The 22,226-nt window shown below is 40.1% G+C and carries 25 protein-coding genes; 19 read left to right on the top strand and 6 right to left on the bottom strand.

The genetic code is table 11. From position 1 onward, the window contains the following. The first annotated feature begins 9 nt into the window (after positions 1–9). The 9 genes from rplD to rpsQ are packed head-to-tail and all read left to right on the top strand — an operon-like array spanning position 10 to position 3,978. A complete protein-coding gene (rplD, locus tag D1094_RS02685; protein ID WP_118958506.1) occupies positions 10–615 on the top strand; it encodes a 50S ribosomal protein L4 in 606 nt (201 codons plus the stop codon). After that, positions 612–914, top strand: coding sequence for a 50S ribosomal protein L23 (rplW, locus tag D1094_RS02680; RefSeq protein WP_118958505.1), 303 nt, complete (start codon positions 612–614; stop codon positions 912–914). Before rplD ends, rplW begins: the two co-directional genes overlap by 4 nt. Before the next feature lie 10 nt (positions 915–924). Then, positions 925–1,749, top strand: a complete 825-nt coding sequence (gene rplB / locus D1094_RS02675; RefSeq protein WP_118958504.1) for a 50S ribosomal protein L2 — start codon at positions 925–927, stop codon at positions 1,747–1,749. Between the two features lie 34 nt (positions 1,750–1,783). Next, positions 1,784–2,059, top strand: coding sequence for a 30S ribosomal protein S19 (gene rpsS, locus D1094_RS02670; protein WP_118958503.1), 276 nt, complete (start codon positions 1,784–1,786; stop codon positions 2,057–2,059). 11 nt (positions 2,060–2,070) lie between these two features. Continuing rightward, positions 2,071–2,403: a 50S ribosomal protein L22 gene (rplV, locus tag D1094_RS02665; protein ID WP_118958502.1), complete on the top strand. Its 333-nt coding sequence runs from the start codon at positions 2,071–2,073 to the stop codon at positions 2,401–2,403. Positions 2,404–2,414: 11 nt separating this feature from the next. Continuing rightward, complete coding sequence (gene rpsC / locus D1094_RS02660) at positions 2,415–3,110, top strand: 30S ribosomal protein S3 (protein WP_118958501.1); 696 nt, start codon at positions 2,415–2,417, stop codon at positions 3,108–3,110. Positions 3,111–3,122: 12 nt separating this feature from the next. Then, positions 3,123–3,536, top strand: coding sequence for a 50S ribosomal protein L16 (gene rplP, locus D1094_RS02655; protein WP_118958500.1), 414 nt, complete (start codon positions 3,123–3,125; stop codon positions 3,534–3,536). Beyond that, positions 3,536–3,727, top strand: coding sequence for a 50S ribosomal protein L29 (gene rpmC, locus D1094_RS02650; RefSeq protein ID WP_118958499.1), 192 nt, complete (start codon positions 3,536–3,538; stop codon positions 3,725–3,727). The genes rplP and rpmC overlap by 1 nt, the downstream gene beginning before the upstream one ends. After that, complete coding sequence (gene rpsQ / locus D1094_RS02645) at positions 3,727–3,978, top strand: 30S ribosomal protein S17 (RefSeq protein WP_118958498.1); 252 nt, start codon at positions 3,727–3,729, stop codon at positions 3,976–3,978. Before rpmC ends, rpsQ begins: the two co-directional genes overlap by 1 nt. Positions 3,979–4,352: 374 nt before the next feature. Here rpsQ and D1094_RS02640 read toward each other — a convergent pair whose 3' ends face one another. Next, complete coding sequence (locus D1094_RS02640) at positions 4,353–5,114, bottom strand: hypothetical protein (RefSeq protein ID WP_118958497.1); 762 nt, start codon at positions 5,112–5,114, stop codon at positions 4,353–4,355. Positions 5,115–5,150: 36 nt separating this feature from the next. Here D1094_RS02640 and D1094_RS02635 point away from each other — a divergent pair, with 36 nt between their 5' ends. The 5 genes from D1094_RS02635 to dusC are packed head-to-tail and all read left to right on the top strand — an operon-like array spanning position 5,151 to position 8,649. Then, positions 5,151–6,044, top strand: a complete 894-nt coding sequence (locus D1094_RS02635; protein ID WP_118958496.1) for a bifunctional GNAT family N-acetyltransferase/hotdog fold thioesterase — start codon at positions 5,151–5,153, stop codon at positions 6,042–6,044. A 15-nt stretch (positions 6,045–6,059) separates the two neighbouring features. Next, positions 6,060–6,566 (top strand): nuclear transport factor 2 family protein, encoded by a 507-nt coding sequence (locus D1094_RS02630; protein ID WP_118958495.1) that lies wholly within the window; start codon positions 6,060–6,062, stop codon positions 6,564–6,566. A 1-nt stretch (position 6,567) separates the two neighbouring features. Next, complete coding sequence (locus D1094_RS02625; RefSeq protein ID WP_118958494.1) at positions 6,568–7,422, top strand: NAD-dependent epimerase/dehydratase family protein; 855 nt, start codon at positions 6,568–6,570, stop codon at positions 7,420–7,422. Between the two features lie 46 nt (positions 7,423–7,468). Next, entirely contained in the window at positions 7,469–7,717 is a 249-nt protein-coding gene (locus D1094_RS02620) for a hypothetical protein (RefSeq protein WP_118958493.1), read from the top strand. After that, complete coding sequence (dusC, locus tag D1094_RS02615; protein WP_118958492.1) at positions 7,717–8,649, top strand: tRNA dihydrouridine(16) synthase DusC; 933 nt, start codon at positions 7,717–7,719, stop codon at positions 8,647–8,649. The genes D1094_RS02620 and dusC overlap by 1 nt, the downstream gene beginning before the upstream one ends. Before the next feature lie 13 nt (positions 8,650–8,662). Here the strand turns inward: dusC and D1094_RS02610 are convergent, their stop codons facing one another. Then, a complete protein-coding gene (locus tag D1094_RS02610) occupies positions 8,663–9,058 on the bottom strand; it encodes a hypothetical protein (protein ID WP_118958491.1) in 396 nt (131 codons plus the stop codon). 91 nt (positions 9,059–9,149) lie between these two features. After that, positions 9,150–10,043 carry a LysR family transcriptional regulator gene (locus D1094_RS02605; protein ID WP_118958490.1) on the bottom strand — a complete coding sequence of 298 codons (894 nt, stop codon included), beginning with the start codon at positions 10,041–10,043 and terminating at the stop codon, positions 9,150–9,152. A gap of 154 nt (positions 10,044–10,197) precedes the next feature. Here D1094_RS02605 and hutH point away from each other — a divergent pair, with 154 nt between their 5' ends. Beyond that, entirely contained in the window at positions 10,198–11,724 is a 1,527-nt protein-coding gene (gene hutH, locus D1094_RS02600) for a histidine ammonia-lyase (RefSeq protein WP_118958489.1), read from the top strand. A gap of 14 nt (positions 11,725–11,738) precedes the next feature. After that, a complete protein-coding gene (locus D1094_RS02595) occupies positions 11,739–13,760 on the top strand; it encodes a urocanate hydratase (protein WP_118958488.1) in 2,022 nt (673 codons plus the stop codon). 111 nt (positions 13,761–13,871) lie between these two features. On the opposite strand, the gene hutC is transcribed toward D1094_RS02595, so the two are convergent. Next, positions 13,872–14,612, bottom strand: coding sequence for a histidine utilization repressor (gene hutC / locus D1094_RS02590; RefSeq protein ID WP_118958487.1), 741 nt, complete (start codon positions 14,610–14,612; stop codon positions 13,872–13,874). Between the two features lie 141 nt (positions 14,613–14,753). Here hutC and hutI point away from each other — a divergent pair, with 141 nt between their 5' ends. Next, entirely contained in the window at positions 14,754–15,989 is a 1,236-nt protein-coding gene (hutI, locus tag D1094_RS02585) for an imidazolonepropionase (RefSeq protein ID WP_118958486.1), read from the top strand. A 26-nt stretch (positions 15,990–16,015) separates the two neighbouring features. On the opposite strand, the gene D1094_RS02580 is transcribed toward hutI, so the two are convergent. Then, positions 16,016–16,729: a glycerophosphodiester phosphodiesterase family protein gene (locus D1094_RS02580; protein ID WP_118958485.1), complete on the bottom strand. Its 714-nt coding sequence runs from the start codon at positions 16,727–16,729 to the stop codon at positions 16,016–16,018. Positions 16,730–16,830: 101 nt separating this feature from the next. Here D1094_RS02580 and rluF point away from each other — a divergent pair, with 101 nt between their 5' ends. Continuing rightward, positions 16,831–17,790 carry a 23S rRNA pseudouridine(2604) synthase RluF gene (gene rluF / locus D1094_RS02575; protein ID WP_118958484.1) on the top strand — a complete coding sequence of 320 codons (960 nt, stop codon included), beginning with the start codon at positions 16,831–16,833 and terminating at the stop codon, positions 17,788–17,790. A 15-nt stretch (positions 17,791–17,805) separates the two neighbouring features. Here rluF and D1094_RS02570 read toward each other — a convergent pair whose 3' ends face one another. Next, the gene (locus D1094_RS02570; protein WP_118958483.1) at positions 17,806–19,701 is read right to left on the bottom strand and encodes an AMP-binding protein; all 1,896 of its coding nucleotides are present in this window, start codon (positions 19,699–19,701) and stop codon (positions 17,806–17,808) included. Positions 19,702–19,872: 171 nt separating this feature from the next. Between D1094_RS02570 and D1094_RS02565 the strand changes: the two genes are divergently transcribed. Next, complete coding sequence (locus D1094_RS02565; RefSeq protein WP_182440078.1) at positions 19,873–22,158, top strand: collagenase; 2,286 nt, start codon at positions 19,873–19,875, stop codon at positions 22,156–22,158. Positions 22,159–22,226: the final 68 nt, after the last annotated feature.

The raw sequence follows: 22,226 nt of genomic DNA, 5'->3' as shown, positions 1-22,226 counted from the left end.
GATTTTGTGATGGAATTATCATTAAAAGACGCATCAGGTGCTCTTGAAGTTTCTGAAGCAACTTTTGGACGTGAGTTTAATGAAGCTTTAGTACACCAAGTAGTAGTTGCATACGCAGCTGGTGCTCGTCAAGGTACTCGTGCTCAAAAGACTCGCTCAGAAGTTAGCGGCGGTGGCAAAAAGCCATGGCGTCAAAAAGGTACTGGCCGTGCACGTGCTGGTACTACTCGTGGTCCAATCTGGCGTTCTGGTGGCGTAACATTCGCTGCTAAACCTCAAGATCACAGCCAAAAAGTAAACCGTAAAATGTATCGTGGTGCTATTGCTAGCATCCTTTCTGAACTAGTACGTCAAGAGCGTTTAGTTGTAGTTGAGAATTTTGCAGTTGAAACGCCTAAAACTAAAGACTTAGTTGCTAAGTTAAAAGGTTTAGAGCTTAAAGACGTATTGATTGTAACTAAAGAAGTTGACGAAAACTTGTTCTTATCTGCACGTAACTTATACAAAGTTGACGCTGTAGACGTTCAAGCAATCGATCCAGTTAGCTTAGTTGGTTTCGAGAAAGTTTTAATCACTGCTGATGCAGTTAAAGAAATTGAGGGGATTTTAGCATGATAAACGAAGAACGTTTGTTAAAAGTGCTTTTAGCACCGAATATTTCTGAAAAGAGCACTATGGCTGCTGAAGCAAACAACACAGTTGTTTTCAAAGTTGCTACTACTGCTACTAAAGCTGAAATCAAAGCCGCTGTAGAGAAGCTTTTTGAAGTTTCTGTTGAAGGTGTTCGTACACTGAATGTTAAGGGTAAAACAAAACGTACTGGTGCTCGTTTTGGTCGCAGAAGCGATTGGAAAAAAGCATACGTTACTCTTGCTGAAGGTAGCGACATCGACTTCGTTGGCTCAGAGCAATAGGAGATAGAACATGGCTATCGTAAAATGTAAACCTACTTCTCCGGGTCGTCGTCACCTAGTTAAAGTGGTAAACAAAGACCTTCATAAAGGTAAGCCTTACGCACCATTATTAGACACTAAGTCTAAGTCAGGTGGTCGTAACAATACTGGTCGTATTACAGTTCGTCACGTTGGTGGTGGTCACAAGCACCATTACCGCATGATCGACTTTAAACGTACTAAAGATGGTATCCCTGCAAAAGTTGAGCGTTTGGAATATGATCCAAACCGTAGTGCTAACATTGCGTTAGTATTATACGCAGATGGTGAACGTCGCTACATCTTAGCCCCTAAAGGCTTACAAGCTGGTGATACGATCCAGTCTGGTGTAGATGCGCCAATCAAAGCAGGTAACACAATGCCTCTTCGCAACACGCCATTAGGTAGTGTTGTTCACGCAATCGAACTTAAGCCAGGCAAGGGCGCGCAAATTGCACGTGCTGCTGGTACTTACGCACAATTAGTTGCGAAAGACGGTGCTTATGTGACTTTACGTCTTCGTTCAGGCGAAATGCGTAAAATCGAAGCAGATTGTCGTGCTACTTTAGGTGAAATCGGCAACGCTGAACACATGCTTCGCTCTCTGGGTAAAGCTGGTGCTTCACGCTGGCGCGGTGTTCGCCCAACTGTTCGTGGTGTTGCTATGAACCCAGTTGACCATCCACACGGTGGTGGTGAAGGTAAAACATCTGGCGGTCGTCACCCGGTATCACCTTGGGGTGTACCAACTAAGGGTTACAAGACTCGTAAGAACAAGCGTACCGATAAATTTATCGTACGTCGTCGTACTAAGTAATTAGTACCTATTAACTAAATATTAAGGAATCACCATGCCACGTTCCCTCAAGAAAGGTCCTTTTATTGACCTACACTTGTTGACGAAGGTAGAGAAAGCGGTGGAAAGCGGGAATAAAAAGCCAATTAAGACTTGGTCCCGTCGTTCAATGATCATCCCTAACATGATCGGATTGACCATAGCTGTCCATAATGGCCGTCAACACGTTCCTGTATTTGTAACCGAAGAAATGATCGGTCACAAATTAGGAGAATTTGCACCAACTCGTACTTATCGCGGCCATGTCGTTGATAAGAAAGCGAAGAAATAGGGGAAATTATAATGGAAGCTAAAGCTATACATAAATTTGCCCGCGGTTCTGCTCAAAAAGCACGTTTAGTTGCGGATCAAATCCGTGGCGAGCACGTTGAAAAAGCACTTGAAATTTTAACTTACAGCAACAAATCAGCTGCTGTTTTAGTTAAAAAAGTACTTGATTCAGCAATTGCTAACGCTGAGCATAACGAAGGTGCAGACATTGATGAATTATTCGTTAAAACTATTATGGTTGACGATGGTCCAACAATGAAACGTATCATGCCACGTGCGAAAGGCCGCGCCGATCGTATTATAAAGCGCACAAGTCACATCACTGTGATTGTGTCTGATAGCTAGGAGATATTAGTATGGGTCAAAAAGTACATCCTACCGGTATTCGCTTAGGTATCACTAAACCTTTCGCGTCTACTTGGTTTGCAAGCAGCAAAGACTATGCAAACAACTTAGACGGCGATCATAAGGTTCGCGAATATTTAAAAGAGAAGCTTAAAAAAGCATCATTGTCTAAAGTAGTTATTGAGCGTCCAGCTAAATCTATCCGCGTAACAATTCACACGGCTCGTCCAGGTGTTGTTATCGGTAAGAAAGGCGAAGACGTTGAGAAATTACGTTTAGCAGTATCTAAAATTGCTGGTGTTCCTGCTCAAATCAACATCGCTGAAGTTCGCAAGCCAGAAATGGATGCGCAGCTTGTTGCTGATAGCATTGGTAGCCAGTTAGAGCGTCGTGTTATGTTCCGTCGTGCTATGAAGCGCGCAGTACAGAATGCAATGCGTTTAGGTGCTAAGGGTATCAAAGTTGAAGTGAGTGGTCGTTTAGGCGGCGCTGACATCGCACGTTCAGAATGGTATCGTGAAGGTCGTGTACCTTTACATACATTACGTGCTGATATCGACTACGCAACAGCGCGTGGCGAAACAACTTACGGTACGATCGGTATCAAAGTTTGGATCTTTAAAGGCGAAATTATTGGCAACATGCCATTACAAGCAGAGCAACCAGCTGCTAAGCCTAAAAGAAAGAACAACCGTAAGCCTAAGTAAGAGGAATCAGTAATGTTACAACCAAAACGTACTAAATTCCGTAAGCAAATGAAACTGCGCAACCGTGGCTTATCGCACACTGGTAGTTCAGTTAGTTTCGGTACTTACGGCTTAAAGTCAGTTGAGCGTGGTCGTATGACTGCTCGTCAAATTGAAGCCGCTCGTCGTGCCATGACTCGTCATGTTAAACGTCAAGGTAAAATCTGGATACGCGTATTCCCTGATAAGCCAATTACTAAGAAACCTCTTGAGGTTCGTATGGGTAAAGGTAAGGGTTCAGTAGAATATTGGGTTTGCCAAATTCTACCTGGTCGTGTTCTTTATGAAATGGAAGGTGTATCAGAAGAATTAGCGCGCGAAGCATTTGCTTTAGCTGCTGCTAAACTTCCGTTCAAAACAACTTTCGTAACTAGGACGGTAATGTAATGAAAGCTAGCGAACTTAAAGCAAAAAGCATTGAAGAGCTTAACGCTGAATTACTAGAGCTTCTACGCGAGCAGTTTAACTACCGCATGCAAGCAAGCACTGGTCAATTAGCACAAACTCATTTGCTAAGACAAGTACGCCGTAATATCGCGCGTGTTAAGACTATCATAACTGAAAAGGCAGGTAAGTAATGAGCGAAGCCAAAATTCGTACACTACAAGGCGTTGTTGTCAGTGACAAAATGGATAAGTCTATCACTGTTAAGATTGAACGTCGCGTTAAGCACCCTATTTACGGTAAATTCATTACGCGTTCAACTAAGTTGAAAGCACATGATGAAGCTAACGTATGTAACGAAGGTGATGTAGTAACAATTCGTGAATGTGCACCAATTTCTAAGTCTAAAAACTGGACATTGGTTGACGTAGTAACTAAAGCTTAATTGCTTAGAGACTAACGAAATTACTATTAAGAAACCCTATCACGCAAGTGGTAGGGTTTTTTTATGCCTCATATTTGTAGGGTACACTTAGATTTTTAAGTCTGCTCTTTAAAGTAATGTGGACATTGGTTGACGTAGTAACTAAAGCTTAATTGCTTAGAGACTAACGAAATTACTATCAAGAAACCCTATCACGCAAGTGGTAGGGTTTTTTTATGCCTAATATTTGTAGGGTACACTTTGATTTTTAAGTCTGCTCTTTAAAGTAATGTGGACATTGGTTGACGTAGTAACTAAAGCTTAATTGCTTAGAGACTAACGAAATTACTATTAAGAAACCCTATCACGCAAGTGGTAGGGTTTTTTTATGCTTGTCATTTTACCTGGTTACCATGTGACCAAAAATTTCTCCAACGATTATAGACTCGCTTAGATAAGTAACTTGCTTTATTTCCTTTCACAAGGCTATTTATCTGCCAAGTGTGTGGGCATAAATGTATAACGATGTTCAGGTAATTAGGAATATGAAAATAAACAAGTTGATGCTCAGGCAATAATTGTTGCAGTACCGTCAGCGCAAGATTAATTTCATCATCACTGACATCAGGCAAATTAATTGACGCACAGGCGTGTGAATCAATGTTATAGGTTATTATCTCAAGTTGTTCAATGGTATGAGAAAAAGGTTGAGAATCATCTTTGTAAATGTCGCAAATAATCCAGTCAAAATCATTGGCTTCCTGGTTCTCAAGCCACAACAACCCATCGTTATTTATGATATCAATACTTGCTTCTTCAGGGTTAAAGTATTGATTAAAGCATTCGATCACTTTCGAGCTCATTTCTACACTGGTTAATGATATTTGAGAAGATAAGTGTATTAAAAAGCGATCAAGGTTACCGCCGCCAAGGCCGAGTTGAAGGATAGTTGTTGGCCGATAAAAAAGTAACGGTAAAAGTAATACTGTTTGGTGGGGCAGTGTTAATTGCCATGGCTTACGTTTATGCATAACGCTTTGTACGACATTGCTAAAACTCATCCATCGAAAATAGTCATTTTCACTAACAGATATTGCATCATCAGCTTGGCTTAAATACACTAGACGCCCCTGAGCAAGATGTTTTTCTAATTGCATTTATATACCACCTTATTAATAGAGTAAGAATAGCCAATGAATTGTTGTAGATCACCTAAAAATGCAGCTGAATTTACAAAATACTATCAATTAAGATGGAAAGTGTTACGTAAACCATGGCAACAACCACTTGGCTCAGAAAAAGATGAACTTGAAAAACAAAGTTATCATCGCATGATTATTAACAGCGAAGAAGAAGTATTAGCGGTTGGCAGGTTAGAACGTTTAGGTCAGCATCAAGCAAAAATTCGTTATATGGCGGTGAGTGAGCAAGTATCAGGTCAAGGCTTAGGTAAGCAATTAATACTAACACTTGAAACCTTAGCTCAACAATTAGGTATTACTGAGATAATACTAGAGGCTAGAGAAAAAGCCGTTGGTTTTTACGAGAAATTTGATTATCTGCAAGTAAAAAAATCACATTTACTTTTTGATGACATCCAGCACTTTACGATGAAAAAGCACTTATCTGTTCATACTCGTCATGAAGTAGCGTTAGTCAGTGAACTGCAAGGTACATGGCATGATACAATTCCTCTTAGCAAAGCGATGAATATACAGATCAGTTATTACGATAAAGCAAAATTGATTACTCATTGTGATCCTGCCTTTAATAAAAACCTCCATCAAACTATGTTTGCAGGTAGTATTTATACACTAGCCACATTAACAGGCTGGGGATGGGTATATTTGCAATTACAACAGGCGGGTCTTGAGGGTGATATTGTCTTAGCCAATGCTGATATAAAGTATCGCGCGCCTATTGAAGGTACTGCACACTGTCAGCTAGATTTTGAAGACGTTATGGGTGAGTTAGCTCCCTTAAAGAAAGATAAAAAAGCCAAAATGAGTGTAACAGTTAACTTATATAATGGTGATAACGTTGCTGCCACTTTTCATGGTAACTTTGCGATACTACCTAAACGATAATAATAAGGTAATGAAATGAAAACACTAATCTGGTTAGTTACTTTGCTGTTAAGCCTCTTTGTGGCGGTAAGTGCTCATAGTAATAATCAAGAAGCACTTAAAGTCGGTAAAGTGATTGATGCTTTTCATAAAGCGGCCGCTGTGGGTGATGGAGAAACGTATTTTAACTTACTAACACACGACGCCATTTTTTTAGGCACCGATGCAAATGAACGTTGGTCAAAAGAAGTGTTTAAACAGTATGCGTTACCTGCCTTTTCAGATGGCGAAGGTTGGTTGTATACGGTGAAAGAGCGTCATGTTAGTCTGATGGCAAAAGAGACTGTGGCGGTATTTGACGAGTTACTTTTTAATGATAAATATGGCCTTTGTCGTGGTACAGGTGCATTAGAAAAAACGCCGCAAGGCTGGAAAATAAAGCAATATAATTTAACTTTTACTGTGCCAAATGGCGTTGCGAGTACAGTCATAAAGCAAATTAAACAGCATGAGTTGCAACAATCTACTTCAAAAGAGCCTTAACATGACAAAGAGCATAGTAAAAATTCAAACAAAGTTAAGTGTGGGTATCATTGGTTGTGGTTGGTTAGGTAAACCATTAGCAAAAAATTTAATAGCACAAGGCTGTTCTGTTATGGGTACCAGCAGCCAACGCGACAATGTAGAAGTCTTAGTGGGCGAAGGTATCCCTGCTCGTCAGCTTACATTGCCAGCTACCTCAGAAACACTCAATATTCATGATGTGTTTAATCAACAAATTCTCGTCATCGCAATAACTCCTCAATTTAAAAGAGGTAGAACAGATTATGCCGAGAAAATTGAACAAATTGTCGCAGCAGCCAAACACTGTGGAAAAACGCAACGGATTATTTTACTGAACTCCTCAGCGATTTATAACGGCCTATCGGGTGAAGTAGATGAAAACAGTCGTTTGGATTTAACTGCTGCTAAAGTTGAAATTCTTCAGCAAGCGGAAAAGATTGCACTTGGCTATAGTGATAACTCAGTTACCTTAAGATTAGCAGGCCTGGTCGGCCTTAATCGTCATCCAGGTACTTTTATTAAGCGCAGACAAGAACGAGGAACAGTGCTTGCTGACGGTGATGCAAAAGTTAATTTAATCCACCAACAAGATGCCATTGGGCTGATACTCGCGTTAATGAATAACACCAGTGCTTATGGTGTCTTTAACGGTGTGTGTGCTATTCATCCCAGTAAAAAAGATTACTACGGTGTTGCAGCTAAAGCCTTGTCGTTACCTGCACCGGTATTTAACGTAAGTGAAGAACCAGCTGTTACCCGTATTGTTACTGACAACCGTTCGGCAACAGAGTTGGGCTATCAATATGTTTACCCAGACCTAATCGCTTGGTTATAATAGCGAGTTACCTGCTTGTTTAGTCCGTATAACTACCCAGATTAATATGAAATTACTCCTGAAAGACTTTATTGCACGCCATCAAACAAAGTTATTGTTTGTTACGTTGTGGCTGCATGTCACTTTACTTGATTTTCTCAATGTTACCCAAAGGGGGTCGTTGTTTTTATGGCAAGAAAGCAGTGAAATAAAAACACTCGTGACGCACCTTATTATTGCCGTAATTAGTATTCTTTTTTATTTATTCATTAAGGCGATTATTTCAACGTTAACCGCTAGCAAAAAACAATCATAATGAGAGTCGTTTTAGCACCGATGGAAGGTGTTCTTGATCACCTAATGCGTGACTTATTGACGCAAGTTGGCGGTTATGATTTATGCGTAACAGAATTTGTTCGTGTGGTTGACCAAGTTATTTCTGATAAAGGTTTTTATCGATTATGCCCCGAATTAATCAATGCTGGGGTATATGGTTGTACAACAAAAGTGGGTACGCCTGTTCGTGTGCAATTATTAGGGCAAGAGCCTGACTATCTCGCTGAAAATGCGGTTAAAGCCATTGAACTTGGCTCTCAAGGTATCGATCTAAACTTTGGTTGTCCGGCTAAAACGGTTAATAAAAGTCGTGGTGGTGCTATTTTACTAAAAGATCCTGAAAATCTTTATCGAATTATTTCTGCGGTTAAAGCGGCGGTACCGCACGATGCTATTGTGAGCGCAAAAATGCGCTTAGGGTATGAGGATAAAAATTTAGCGTTAGAAAATGCTCAAGCAGTTCAATCGGCGGGAGCTAATGAATTAACCATTCATGCCCGCACTAAAGTTGAAGGTTACAAGCCGCCAGCACATTGGCAATGGATAGCTAAAATAAAAGAACAAGTCACTATACCCATTATTGCCAATGGTGAAATATGGAATTTAGCTGATGCTGAGCAATGCCGCTTGGTGTCAAACTGTACTGATATAATGGTTGGTCGAGGTGCACTAGCGGTACCTAATTTAGCGAAAATAATAAAACGAGAGAATACTAAAATGCCTTGGCAGGAGGTACGTTTATTACTAGCAAAATATACTGAATATGAAACGAGCGGTGCTAAAAACAAATACTATCCAAACCGAATAAAGCAATGGCTTAAATATCTTAAATTACAATATGTCGAAGCAGATGAGCTTTTCTCTGAAATACGAACGTTGAAAACAGCTCAAGCCATTCAGGAGAAATTATAAGGCGCTGAGCGAGCTATTTAACGTCAGTACTCACTTCATCAAAAATTACTGCATAATAACCTTTAGTGACGCTACTTTTGAGCTCAGTCTTAACGTCAAAGCGTTTCATATTATTATGTTTTGTCATGATGTTTACGGTAATAATGACGAATTCGTCAGCATCTAAATCTATGGATTCCATTTCTATTTCCCATAAATTTTCAACGACTTTTTGATATTGTGCATCAGGATATGCTTTTTTCCACCAATGATCTTTGTCAGGAATTTCAGATAAACTCCAACCAATAATATTTTTGAAACTGTTGTTTTGATAAACTAATTTATGATTTAGGCTGTCTTGATTGTATTCAACAACAAGAACCGGTTGCTTGATATTATCAAAATGTTTGGTCGAACTAGGATTAAGCAATTAAATCTCGATTTCGTCGTGACAATTATTTATTAGTCTATTGTAACGTATCAAAAAAACAAAGCATTTAACGCAACAATCTCGTATCTTATTAACGATGGCAACGCTTTATCTCCTCAATTAAAGCGGTTGCTAGAGGTGATATATCATTGTTTTTTTTGGAAATAAGCATGACAGGAATTTGATAGGAATACTTTTCGGGTAGTATTGGCTTAAAAACGCCTTTTTCTACCCAGTAGCTAGCATAGTGCTCAGGTAAGTACCCGATAAACGCCCCAGATAAAATTAAATGAGCAATGCCTTCGTCATGATAAGCTGTCGCGCTGTGTTGATAGTTTAACCCGTCGTCTCTTGCTTCTTTATCACGCATATAGTTACTGGTAATAACTTCCGCTGATTTAAGCAATTTTGTCATGTGTGATGGCTTGCAATTAAAGAGTTTGTGACCTGATGCACAGTACAGGTAGTTGGTTTCATTATGCAATGGATAATAATTTAGGCCACGAAGATGATGACGGCTGACACCTAGCCCAACTAATGAACGGCCACTAGCGACAGAGGTTTCTACTTCACGAGCTTCACAGACATTAATATCAAATTGAATATTATCGCCCTTGGCTTTTAAGGCTGAAATAACCTGAGCAACTCCGCAACGTGGATCACTAACAAAAGTATCAATGGTGGCAATAGTTACCCGCCCAGACAGTTCATTTTTAGAACTGGCTACCGTACTAGCAAAGGCTTCACATTGCTGAAGTAACTCAAGTGATGCTTGATAAGTAACCCTGCCTGATTCGGTTATTTCGAAACCGCTTCTACCTCGTTTGCATAATGTTAACCCTAAGCGAACTTCTAAGTCAGATAAATGGGAACTTATGGTAGAGCGTCCTATATTTAAACGAGACTCTGCCGCTGATAAACCGCCGCACTCGACGATAGCGACGAATATTCTGAGTAAGCGAAGATCAACGTCATGAATCTGCATGTTATTACCTTTTTTAAAGTTTGATAATATCGGAATAAGATACGATAATTATGCATTTATAAAACATCTTGAGCAAGCTAAACTCTGCGCATAAATAGCACTTTTTATCTTGAAACTGTGTTACATCAAACAGAAAATATTTAGGAGCATTGAAATGACGTTTAAGTATGGTATCGACCGTCTAGACCTTGATATTGTTAACGGTATTGCAGACGGTAGTATCGAAGCAGAACTTTGCCAAGAAGCGGTAAATAATATAAAAACTAGCCGAGCGCGCGTTGAGAAGATGGCAGCATCAAATAAAGCAGTGTATGGTATTAATACTGGCTTTGGACCTTTATGCGATACTCAGATTACGCCACAAGAAACTAACTTATTGCAAAAAAACTTACTTATTACTCACGCGGTTGGTGTTGGTGAGCCTATTGCTAAAGCCATTTCAAAGCTGATGTTAATTACTAAAGTTCATGCGTTAAGCCAAGGCTTTTCAGGTATTCGCTTAGAAACGGTTGAGCGCATGTTAGCGTTTATCGAACTTGATCTTATCCCTGTCGTTCCAGAGCAAGGCTCTGTAGGTGCATCAGGTGATTTAGCGCCACTTTCTCACTTATTTTTACCATTACTTGGCGAAGGTGAATTTTGGGACAATAAAGAGGGGCAGAATGGCAAAACAATACCAGCGACTCAACTGCTTGAACAACATGGCTTAAAACCTATGGAGTTGCATGCTAAAGAAGGTTTAGCATTAATTAACGGTACTCAGTTTATTTTATCGCATGCCATTACAGCGTTAACAAAAATGAGATATTTATTAGACCTAGCAGATTTAACCGGTGCAATGAGCATTGAAGGCATGCAAGGCAGTGAATCGCCGTTTAGAGAAGAGTTACATGCAACACGTCCATTCCCAGGTAATGTTGAAGTAGCTGCCCGTATGCGAAGTTTGTTTAAAGGGTCAGAAAATATGGCGGCACATGAAGAGTGTGATCGTGTTCAAGATCCTTATTCTTTACGTTGTATTCCGCAAGTGCATGGCGCATCCCGTAATGCTTATAATCACTTAAAAGACTTAGCTGAAATTGAAATGAATTCAGTCACCGATAACCCGATAGTTATCAGCAGTGAAGAAGCGATTTCTGGTGGTAGCTTTCATGGTCAACCGTTAGCGATGGTACTTGATTACGCTTCAATTGCCGCTGCAGAATTAGGCAATATCTCTGATCGTCGTTGTTATTTATTACTTGAAGGCTTACATGGTCTACCACGTTTATTAACTTCTTCGGGCGGTTTGAACTCAGGTATGATGATCCCGCAATACGCAACCGCGGCATTGGTTACAGAAAACAAATCTCTTTGTTTCCCACCTTCTGCTGATAGCGTTCCAACTTCAATGGGACAAGAAGATCATGTTTCAATGGGGAGTATCTCAGGGAGAAAGCTTAATCAAATATTGGGTAACTTAGAAAAAATTCTAGCGATTGAATTGATGTATGCTGCACAAGCTGTAGACTTTAGACGACCTAATAAGTGCTCAGATCTTATTGAGAAAAACCATCAAGTGATCAGAGCAAAAGTTGCCAAGCTTGAAGAAGACCGATTATTAAAGCCTGATATTGATGCCATGATTACATTAGTTAAATCACAAGCATTTACTGTTAGCATTAACATTGATAAGCATTAAACAAGGGAGTCACCATGAGTTTTCAAGAAACAGCCTTAAGCTTTGAAGAAACAATTAAACAAGGTATCCCAAGTCAGTTACCTGCAGCGAAACCGTACCCTGAAAATGCGAACCGAGCGCCTAAACGTAAAGATATTTTAAGCGTTGATGAAAAGCAATTAGCGGTTAGAAACGCCTTACGTTATTTTCCAACGGAATGGCATCAAGAATTAGCCGTTGAGTTTGCCCAAGAACTAAAAGACTTTGGTCGCATTTATATGTACCGCTTTAAGCCAAACTATGACTTAAAAGCGCGCAGTGTTAGTGATTATCCAGCAAAGTGCCAGCAAGCTGCTGCCATTATGCTAATGGTTGATAACAACTTAGATCCCGCGGTTGCACAGCACCCTGAAGAATTAATTACTTATGGCGGCAATGGTGCAGTGTTCCAAAATTGGGCACAGTATTTACTTGCCATGAAGTACTTGAGTGAAATGGAAAGTGATCAAACGTTACACCTTTATTCAGGTCACCCAATGGGCTTATTCCCATCAAGTGAAGATGCACCGCGCGTTGTTGTCACTAACGGTATGATGATCCCTAATTATTCACAACCTGATGATTGGGAGAAATTTAACGCCTTAGGTGTTACTCAGTACGGTCAAATGACTGCGGGTTCATTTATGTATATTGGCCCGCAAGGAATTGTACATGGCACAACCATTACTGTAATGAACGCGTTTCGCAAAGTATTAAAGGCTGGTGAAAATCCACAGGGTAAAATCTTTCTTACCGCAGGGTTAGGTGGCATGAGTGGCGCACAACCTAAAGCTGGTAACATTGCTAATTGTATTACCGTGTGTGCTGAAGTTAATGCCAATGCGGCAACTAAACGTCATCAGCAAGGTTGGGTAGATGAGTTAATTGACAACATGGATGAGCTGATTACCCGTGTAAAAACCGCACAAGCTGATGATGAAGTGGTATCTATTGCTTATATCGGCAACATTGTTGATGTTTGGGAAACCTTCTATGAAAAAGATATTTATGTTCACTTAGGCTCAGATCAAACGTCTCTTCATAATCCTTGGTCAGGCGGCTATTACCCCGTTGACATTAGCTATGAAGAATCAAATCGATTAATTCGTGAAGAGCCTGAAGTCTTTAAAGAAAAAGTACAATCAACATTGAAACGACATGCTGATGCGGTGAATAAACATACCGCACGTGGCACATACTTCTTTGATTATGGTAATGCTTTTTTGCTTGAAGCCTCTCGCGCTGGCGGTGATGTAATGGCAGAAAATGGTATTGATTTTAGATACCCATCATACGTACAAGATATTTTAGGCCCAATGTGTTTTGACTATGGCTTTGGTCCGTTTCGTTGGGTTTGTGCATCGGGCAATGCTGAAGATTTAGATAAAACTGATGCGATTGCTGCTCGCGTAATGAAAAAAATTATGGCGAATTCACCTGAAGAAATTCAGCAGCAAATGCAAGACAACATTACGTGGATTGAAGATGCTAAACAAAATAAATTAGTGGTTGGTTCACAAGCACGTATTTTGTATGCTGACGCGCAAGGTCGCATGGAAATCGCTAAAGCCTTTAACGATGCGATTGAAGCAGGCGAAATTGGTCCTGTGGTTTTAGGTCGTGATCATCATGATGTCTCAGGCACCGATTCACCGTTTCGTGAAACCTCAAACATTTATGATGGTAGTCGATTCACGGCGGATATGGCAATTCATAACGTTATTGGTGATAGCTTTCGTGGTGCTACTTGGGTATCTATCCATAATGGTGGTGGCGTAGGTTGGGGTGAAGTGACAAATGGTGGTTTTGGCATGTTACTTGATGGGAGTGAAGCTGCTGAACGTCGATTAAAATCAATGCTACTGTTTGATGTAAATAACGGTATTGCTCGTCGTAGTTGGGCACGTAACGAAGAAGCTAATTTTGCCATTAAACGCGAAATGGCACGTACACCTAAACTAAAAGTAACGTTAGCAAACCTAGTGGAAGATGATATTTTAAATAAATTATCGTTTTAGTTACTATCATAATTAAAGAAAAGCACTTTGCCAACTTAACTCATGTTGATGTAACTTGGTAACGTGCTTTTTTATTGATGAATCGCTTGTTTAATGAGCAGAAAAAGGAGGCTAAGGATTAGCTTGAAAAACTAAATGGCTACCTAATCGGTATTTACTGCCTGGCGAGGTCAAAATGGCTAAACTGACAATGCCTTGTTTCGACCACGTACGGCGTTTTACCTGTAAGCAAGGTGCTGAGGTGTCAATATCAAGAAGCTGACAAATATCTTCTGTCGCGAGCACGGCTTCCACTTCATGAGTTGCCTCTGTTAACGGCGCAACAGATGATAGATATTCGTGTGGTGTTGTTTTAGTAAATGTTTGCAATAAATAATCGGGTACGAGTGCGGCATTAACGTAACGTTGTTCTAATTGAATTGGCTGATCATTCTCAAAATGTAACACTTGTGAATAGTAGACATGTTCTTTGTTTTTTAAGTTCAATAAGATAGCCACCTCTTCAGAAACAGAAACGGCTTTTAGCATTAATTGCTGAGCTCTATGTTGATGGCCGCGTTCATTAATTTCATCGCTAATGTTGCGGATTTCAAGTAAGGATGATTGAGATTTAAACGTAGCAACGAATGTCCCAGCGCCTTGTGAACGAACTAATATACCTTGTTCAGTCAATTCTTGTAACGCACGTCTCGCCGTCATTCGGCTAACATCAAACTGTAAGGTTAGCTCATTTTCTGAAGGAACTTTAGAGTGTTGAGGCCAATTGCCTGATTCAATATTTTCGCATATATACTGCTTGATAATGGTATATTTAGCGGGCTTGATACTTTTATTTGATGTGTTAGCAGTCATAAATGAAGCTTAGTGATCATGAACTTGTCGATACAGTCTCATATATTTAACCAGAGTGCAATGGTTGTATATACAAGCTTGATTGTTTACTTTTGCTAAGGTAGAGTTAATGGTAATAATATTATCATTTTAAGACATCTTATGACAACTCAACCCCAGCATTGGCAGACCCTTTGGATAAACGTAAACATAGCAACCATGACCGAGGGTGGCAATGGTTATGGTGAAATTAAAGCGGGTGCATTAGCAATAAGTGATAACAAAATCGTCTGGTTAGGTAAGCAAAGTGAATTACCTAGTTTTGATGATGCCGCTGTTAATGTTATAGACGGGCAAGGAAAATGGTTAACGCCTGGCTTAATTGATTGTCATACTCATTTAGTTTTTGGTGGTAATCGCGCAAATGAATTTGAAATGCGCTTACAAGGTAAAAGTTATCAAGAAATAGCTGAAGCAGGTGGCGGTATTGTATCAACCGTAAAAGCTACACGTGCAGCTAGTGAAGAAGAGCTATTTCAAAGTGCGTTACCACGGTTAAAGGCACTGCATCAACAAGGTGTCACCACGGTTGAGGTGAAATCGGGTTATGGCTTAGATGTAGATACCGAGATTAAAATGTTAAAAGTAGCAGGTAAATTAGCTCAAGCGCTTCCTGTGACTGTTAAGCGTACCTTTTTAGGTGCTCATGCCCTACCTGTTGAATATAAAGATAATCCCGAAGGTTATATCGATTTAGTCTGTGAGCAAATGCTGCCACAAGTTGCCCAGCAAAACTTAGCCGATACGGTTGATGTATTTTGCGAAAATATTGGTTTTAATATTAAGCAAACCGAACGTGTTTTTGCTAGCGCTAAAAAACATAACTTGGCGATTAAAGTGCATGCAGAGCAGTTGTCTGACTTAGGTGGAACAAAACTCGCTGCTCAATACAATGCATTGTCATCAGATCATGTCGAGTTTTTATCTGAAGAGGGAGTCAAGGCGATGAAAGCGGCAGATATGACCGCAGTTCTTTTACCTGGCGCTTTTTATTTTTTAAGAGAAACCCAGTTACCCCCAATTAAAGCACTAAGAGCACAAGGTGTACCTATGGCGATTGCTACCGATGCCAACCCAGGCTCATCACCTATTTGTTCATTACAATTAATGCTCAATATGGCATGCACTTTATTTAGATTAACGCCAGCAGAAGCTTTAGCCGGTGTGACTTGTCATGGCGCAAAAGCATTAGGGTTAAGAGATACTAAAGGGCAATTAGCGGTGGGTTATGATGCAGATATTGCTATGTGGGATATTAGTCAGCCAGCAGAGTTGTGTTACCAGTTTGGCGTTAACCCGTTAAGTGCCTTATATCAAAACGGTAAAAAGGTTATTTAAAAAGCTAACCTAATGAATTTACAGCACTATGTTGTCGTGCTGTTTCTCAGGTGAGCTAGGTGGCTTTTACTACGTGTTGGATAATTAGAGAAAATACCATCGACACCCATTGCTTTCATTGCGCTGATGTCTTCAGCTTCATCTACGGTATAAACAAAGACTTTTAAGCCGCGTTTGTGGGCATCTTCAACAAAGTGTTCGCTGATAAAATCAACATCTAAATGGACAGAGTAGGCAGATAACTCTTCAGCAAATTTAGCGTATTCAAGCGGGTAACATGAGGTTAACGCGCCAATCGCGAATTCGGGTCTAGTGCGGTGGATTAACGCCAGTAACCGATGATTAAAAGAGGATAGAAGAATATGCGCTAACGTAAAATGGTCATTCGCTATCGCATTATCCAAATACTTAAAAAGTAAGTTAATATCATTTATTCCCTTTAGCTCGATATTGACTAAACATTTCTTCGCTGTAAGTTCAAGCACTTCATCTAGCGTGGGGATTACCTCACCCTGTCCTGCGTCAAGGGCACGTAGTTGTTTAAAGGTGTAATTTTTTAATTGCCCTTTACCTGAGGTCGTTCGTTGTAACCATCTATCGTGAATCACCACGAGTTTATCTTCAACTTGGTGAACGTCAATTTCAATACCGTCAACATTAGCATCAAGGGCGCTTTGAATGGCGCGTAATGTGTTTTCAGGCTCTATACCGCTAGCACCGCGGTGGGCAAAAATTAACATGATGAATTAGTTAAGTTCGCTATATTAGTGGTTATTATTGAGTATAATAGCAAACTATTAAAAAGTACCTTACAACCCTCTATTAAAAGAAAGCAATTATCATGACCGAAGCCAAACGACTAAATAAATATATCAGTGAATCAGGTTTTTGCTCACGTCGTGGTGCCGATAAATTAATTGAAGAAAATAGAGTCACGATAAACGATAAACATCCCGAACTAGGCACTAAAGTGCTGCCTGACGATGTGGTGAAAGTTGATGGTAAGGCAATTTTTGCCAGTAAAAAAGACAAATCTGATCGTATTTATATTGCGTACAATAAGCCTATTGGAATTACCTGTACTACTGAGTTGCATGTTAAAGGCAATATTATTGATGCAATAGGGCATAAAGAAAGAATCTTCCCAATAGGTCGATTAGATAAACCGTCAGAGGGATTGATCTTTTTAACTAGCGATGGCGATATAGTTAACAAGATATTACGTGCTGAAAATGCGCACGATAAAGAATATATTGTTACTGTAGATAAACCGATAAGTGAGCGATTTATTGAGCGTATGTCGCGCGGTGTACCTATTCTTGGCACAATCACTAAACCTTGTATTGTTCGAGTCAAAAGTCGTTTTGTTTTTACTATTATCTTAACGCAAGGGTTAAACCGACAAATTCGACGTATGTGTGAATATTTAGGCTACGATGTGACTAAGCTTAAACGTTCTCGTATTATGAACGTAGAACTAGGTAAATTAAGGCCGGGTCAATGGCGTGATTTAACTGAAAAAGAAATGACTGAGATTAATCAAGCTGTCGCGCATTCTTCAAAAACAGCGAGTGATGGCGTGCAAAAGCAGACAAAACCCAAAGCGAAAGAACACATAGATAAAGCACAAGAAGCTTCAACACCGTACCGTGAACAAACAGCCAAAGTGAATGAGACGTCACAAGCTGCTGCATCTACGAATAAGTACGAGTTTCATAATAAAAATCAGCGAAAAAAAGGGGCTAGTGACCATAAGAAAGGAGCAGTAACCCGTAAAAAATTATCATTCAAAAAAGATTAAGTTGTTTAACTGATTTTATGCCATCACTTTGTTTTGCTTAAACTTAGCTGACAGCTCTTTAATGACTTCTGGATCATCTATGGTTGAAGGGATTTCAACTTGCTGACCATCAATCATCTGACGTAAGGTCTTTCTTAGAATCTTACCCGAACGTGTTTTTGGTAGACGTTCAATAATTAATAAGTCTTTCAATGAGGCGATTGCGCCAATATCATCACGAATCTTTTGTTTTAATTCGCCTGAAAGCTCTTCATCAGAGGCTTTAATACCATTTTTTATCACTACCAGCCCAAGTGGTACTTGCCCTTTTAATTCGCATTGAATGCCAACAACGGCACATTCGGCAACGGCACTATGTTCAGATAATACTTCTTCCATTTCACCCGTAGATAAGCGATGCCCTGCAACATTAATGACATCATCGGTTCTACCCATAATGAACAAATAACCTTCTTCATCGATAAATCCACCGTCGCCAGTAATGTAATAGCCAGGGTAGGTATTTAAGTAGCCCGAATGGAAACGATCAACATCATTGTAAATAGTGGCTAAACAGCCCGGCGGCATCGGTAATTTAATTGCTACCGTACCTTGTTGGCCTGAAGCAACTTGTTTACCGTGTGCATCAAGTATTTGTACATCAAACCCAGCAACAGGGAAACCTGCCGAGCCCGCTTTGGTTTTCAATGGTGTAAAATCATCACCTTGCGCTTGTAATGGTGTGGTTGCTATTGCCCAACCTGTTTCGGTTTGCCACCAATGATCAATAACCGGTAAGTTAGTTTTTTCTTGCAGCCAATAATAAGTTGCTGGGTCTAAGCGTTCACCTGCTAAATATAATCGTTTTAGTGAGGACAAGTCGTAATTTTGAATTAAACTTCCGTCAGGATCTTCTTTGGCTATGGCTCTAAATGCAGTTGGAGCACTAAATAAAGCATTTACTTTATACTCAGCACACACACGCCAAAATGCTCCTGCATCAGGTGTTTTAATTGGTTTTCCTTCATATAAAATGGTGCTGCAACCTGCCATGAGAGGGCCATAAACGATATAAGAGTGACCCACTACCCAGCCGACATCAGATGCTGCCCAAAAGGTATCGCCCGTTCTCATACCATAAATGTTTTTCATGCTATACAGCATGGCGACTGCATGACCACCATTATCACGCACTACGCCCTTAGGTTTACCTGTTGTTCCAGAGGTATATAAAATATAAAGCGGATCGGTTGCTTTTACCGGCACTGGCGCTACTTCGCTGGCCGCATTGATGAGTGCTTGCCAATCATAATCTCGATTAACAGTTAATTCAGCCGATACTTGAGGGCGTTGATAAATAACACAACTACTTGGTTTATGCTCAGCCACTTTTATGGCTTGATCAAGCAGGGGTTTGTAGGGAATGACTTTGTTAATTTCTATACCACAACTTGCACTAACAACTACCGTTGGTTTGGCATCGTCAATACGTACAGCAAGCTCATTTGCAGCAAAACCACCAAAAACAACAGAGTGTACCGCGCCTAAACGGGCACAAGCTAACATAGCAATGGCAGCCTCTGGGATCATCGGCATATAAATTAGTACACGATCTCCCTTGCTAACATTTTGTGATTGCAATACACCGGCAAACTTTGCCACTTCTGTTTTTAATTGTGCATAGGTGTATTTTATTTTTTGCTCTGTAACAGGTGAGTCATATATAAGGGCTATTTCTTCACCTCGACCTTGTTCAATATGATAATCAAGGGCAAGATAACTTGTATTTAGCTCGCCGTCGGCAAACCAATCATGCCAACCTATATTATTTGTCGACAATATGTTTTGTGGCTCTTTATACCATGCAACAAGCTGAGATTGCTCTTTCCAGTGTGCTATGTTTGATTTTGTGGTGCCTTTCTTTGTAGTCATAAGTCTGCCGTCAACGTTGAAATATAATCTACATACTGTAGAACTGTCGACAAAGTTTAACCATTAGACTTTTGGCTAGTGTTATTTTTTGTTTACTTATTGCTCTTATAGTAAATTACTTGTTATATTGTGTATTGTATGCAAAAAAACAACGTAGTAGAGAGAATGATAATGAAGCATAAATTAAATAAACTAACACTTGCGATGGCAAGCTCACTGTTCTTAATATCATGTGGTGGTTCTGATGATGCTGTCCCAGAAATTGAGAAACCACCTGTTGTCGTGCAACCACCAGCCGAAACAGCCACAGAAATTTCGCTTGAACAAGCGGTTCAACATATTAATCTTACCGAAGCTGCTATGTATTATGTGGATGTGCCTGAAGATAGCGCAACGTTAACGGTAAGCTTTGCAAAAGGCTTAGCGGGTGAAACATTGGGCGACCCAGATCTTTATGTGCGTTTTGCAGAAGAGCCCACTAAAGGTGAAGAGGGTGTTTTTGATTGTGTTTCATTTGGTGGTACAGAATTAAATGAAACCTGTATTCTTGATGCGCCTGAAGCAGGTCGCTATTACATTTTAGTCGATGCTTTTGATCAAGGTGATGGGGTTGGTGTTACTGATGGTACGCTATGGGCATCAACGGCTTTGTTTCCTTCAGGAAAGGCTTGTGACGTGCCAGTTAACTTACGCGCGCAAGAGTTGAATGCACAAGAATTATCTGAAGCTTGTGACATTCTTGCACAAACAAAAGTACGTTTTGATGAAGTACTCAATGCAGGTGTCACTCCTGAATTTCAAACACCCGTTGCCGGTGATTTAAATGAATACACAGGGATTAATATTTTTGCCAACTTAACCAGCCACAAAGCTTGGATGGGGTACTTATTTAATAGTAGTAATGAGTCAGGCATTTATTATGAAACAGAGCCGACAGGTTTCGCTCATAATTCTGAGGTAAACACTTTTAATGCATTAGAATGGTCTGGTGGACGTGATGTTATTCGCTCTCTTGCTCATGAATATGTCCATGCCCTTGATGGTCGATATAACAAAGAAGGCGGCTACCGAGAAGATATGTCATGGTGGTCTGAGGGTTTAGCTGAATATTTAAGTACTTATTATCAGCAGCCGTACCAACTTTTTGAAAATTCCAGAAATGGAAAAAATTATACCTTACAAGAAGTATTCGATATTCATAATAGTGGTGATGCAGATGGCCCTTATGAGTGGGGGTATTTAGCGGTAGCTTTTCTAATAGAAAAACACCCTAGTGACGTTACGACTATGTTAAGTCATATGCGTGCAGGTGAATGGGATGAATACAAAACACTGTTAGATACTATTGCAGCTAATTACGAAACGGAATTTGTTGATTATTATACCAATGATGTTCGTGCTCAATATGAAGGTAGTGCCAAACCACTTGTCTTAGGTGAGTATCAAAAAGTTGAAGGCCGAGGCGGTTGGTTGTATTCAGTTGAGGTTGGTGCCAATGACACTGATATTACCATAACAACAACCGGTGGCTCGGGAAATATTCATTTAATGGCCAGTAAAGATATTGTTCCACATACAAGTTTTTCTGAGCAACCACAATGTAATACGACGGTTGATGCCAAGTGGGGTAATGAAGAAAGCTGTACTTTCACCAATGTTGGCGCGGGTACCTATTATGCTCTAGCTGATAGTGATTATAGCGGCACAGATATTGTCGATATGTATATTACTGCCTGTTCAGGTGCTGAGTGTGTAGTCAATGTTCCTGAGCAAGAAGCATTGAGTGAAATTACGATACCAGTGTTACCTGTTTCAGTGCCTTTACCTGAGGCGGGAGAAATAGGGGGCTGTGAATTAGCAACCGCCTATTACGATGGCACTAATATACCAGCGACCGGTTTTAGTGTTACAAACCCAACTGATGTACCAGTTAATTTGTACTGGATTAACTCAGATGGTGAAGCTTCCTTCTCATATAACTATGACACGTTAGTTTCTGGTGAAAGCTATAGTGCAGACTACTGGAAACAGGGCGATCGCATGATGATCACTGATAAAAACAATACTTGTTTAGGTGTCGCCGTGCTAAATTCTGAAGATAATGAATTTACAGTATCTGAGGAACTCGTCGCTGATGTCGTAGAATTACCAGCACCAGAAATTGGCAGCTGTGATTTACTGGTACCTTATGAAAGAAGTGACGCCAATGCGGCTAACTTTAGTGTTACTAATACTACCGATACAGCAGTGACTTTACATTGGGTCAGTGATGAAACAGGTCAAATGAGCTTAGGTAGTGATTACGGTACTTTGTTTAATGGTGACTCATACAGTGCTGATTATTGGGTTGAAGGTGACCGCATGGCGCTAGTAGATAGCGAACAACAGTGTTTAGGTGTGCTAGATTTAAGTGCAACTAACAATGGCTTTGTTATCGACGCTTCGTTGTTTGAGTAGAGTTATTATATAATCCAAGTGTTTTAAATACATTTAAAGGCCCATTAGTTTTATCGCTAATGGGCTTT

Source organism: Colwellia sp. RSH04, from assembly GCF_003545765.1.
Lineage (GTDB): Bacteria > Pseudomonadota > Gammaproteobacteria > Enterobacterales > Alteromonadaceae > Colwellia.
The sequence above is the reverse complement of the archived record's forward strand: the minus strand, read 5'-3'. Positions and strand labels throughout refer to the sequence as shown.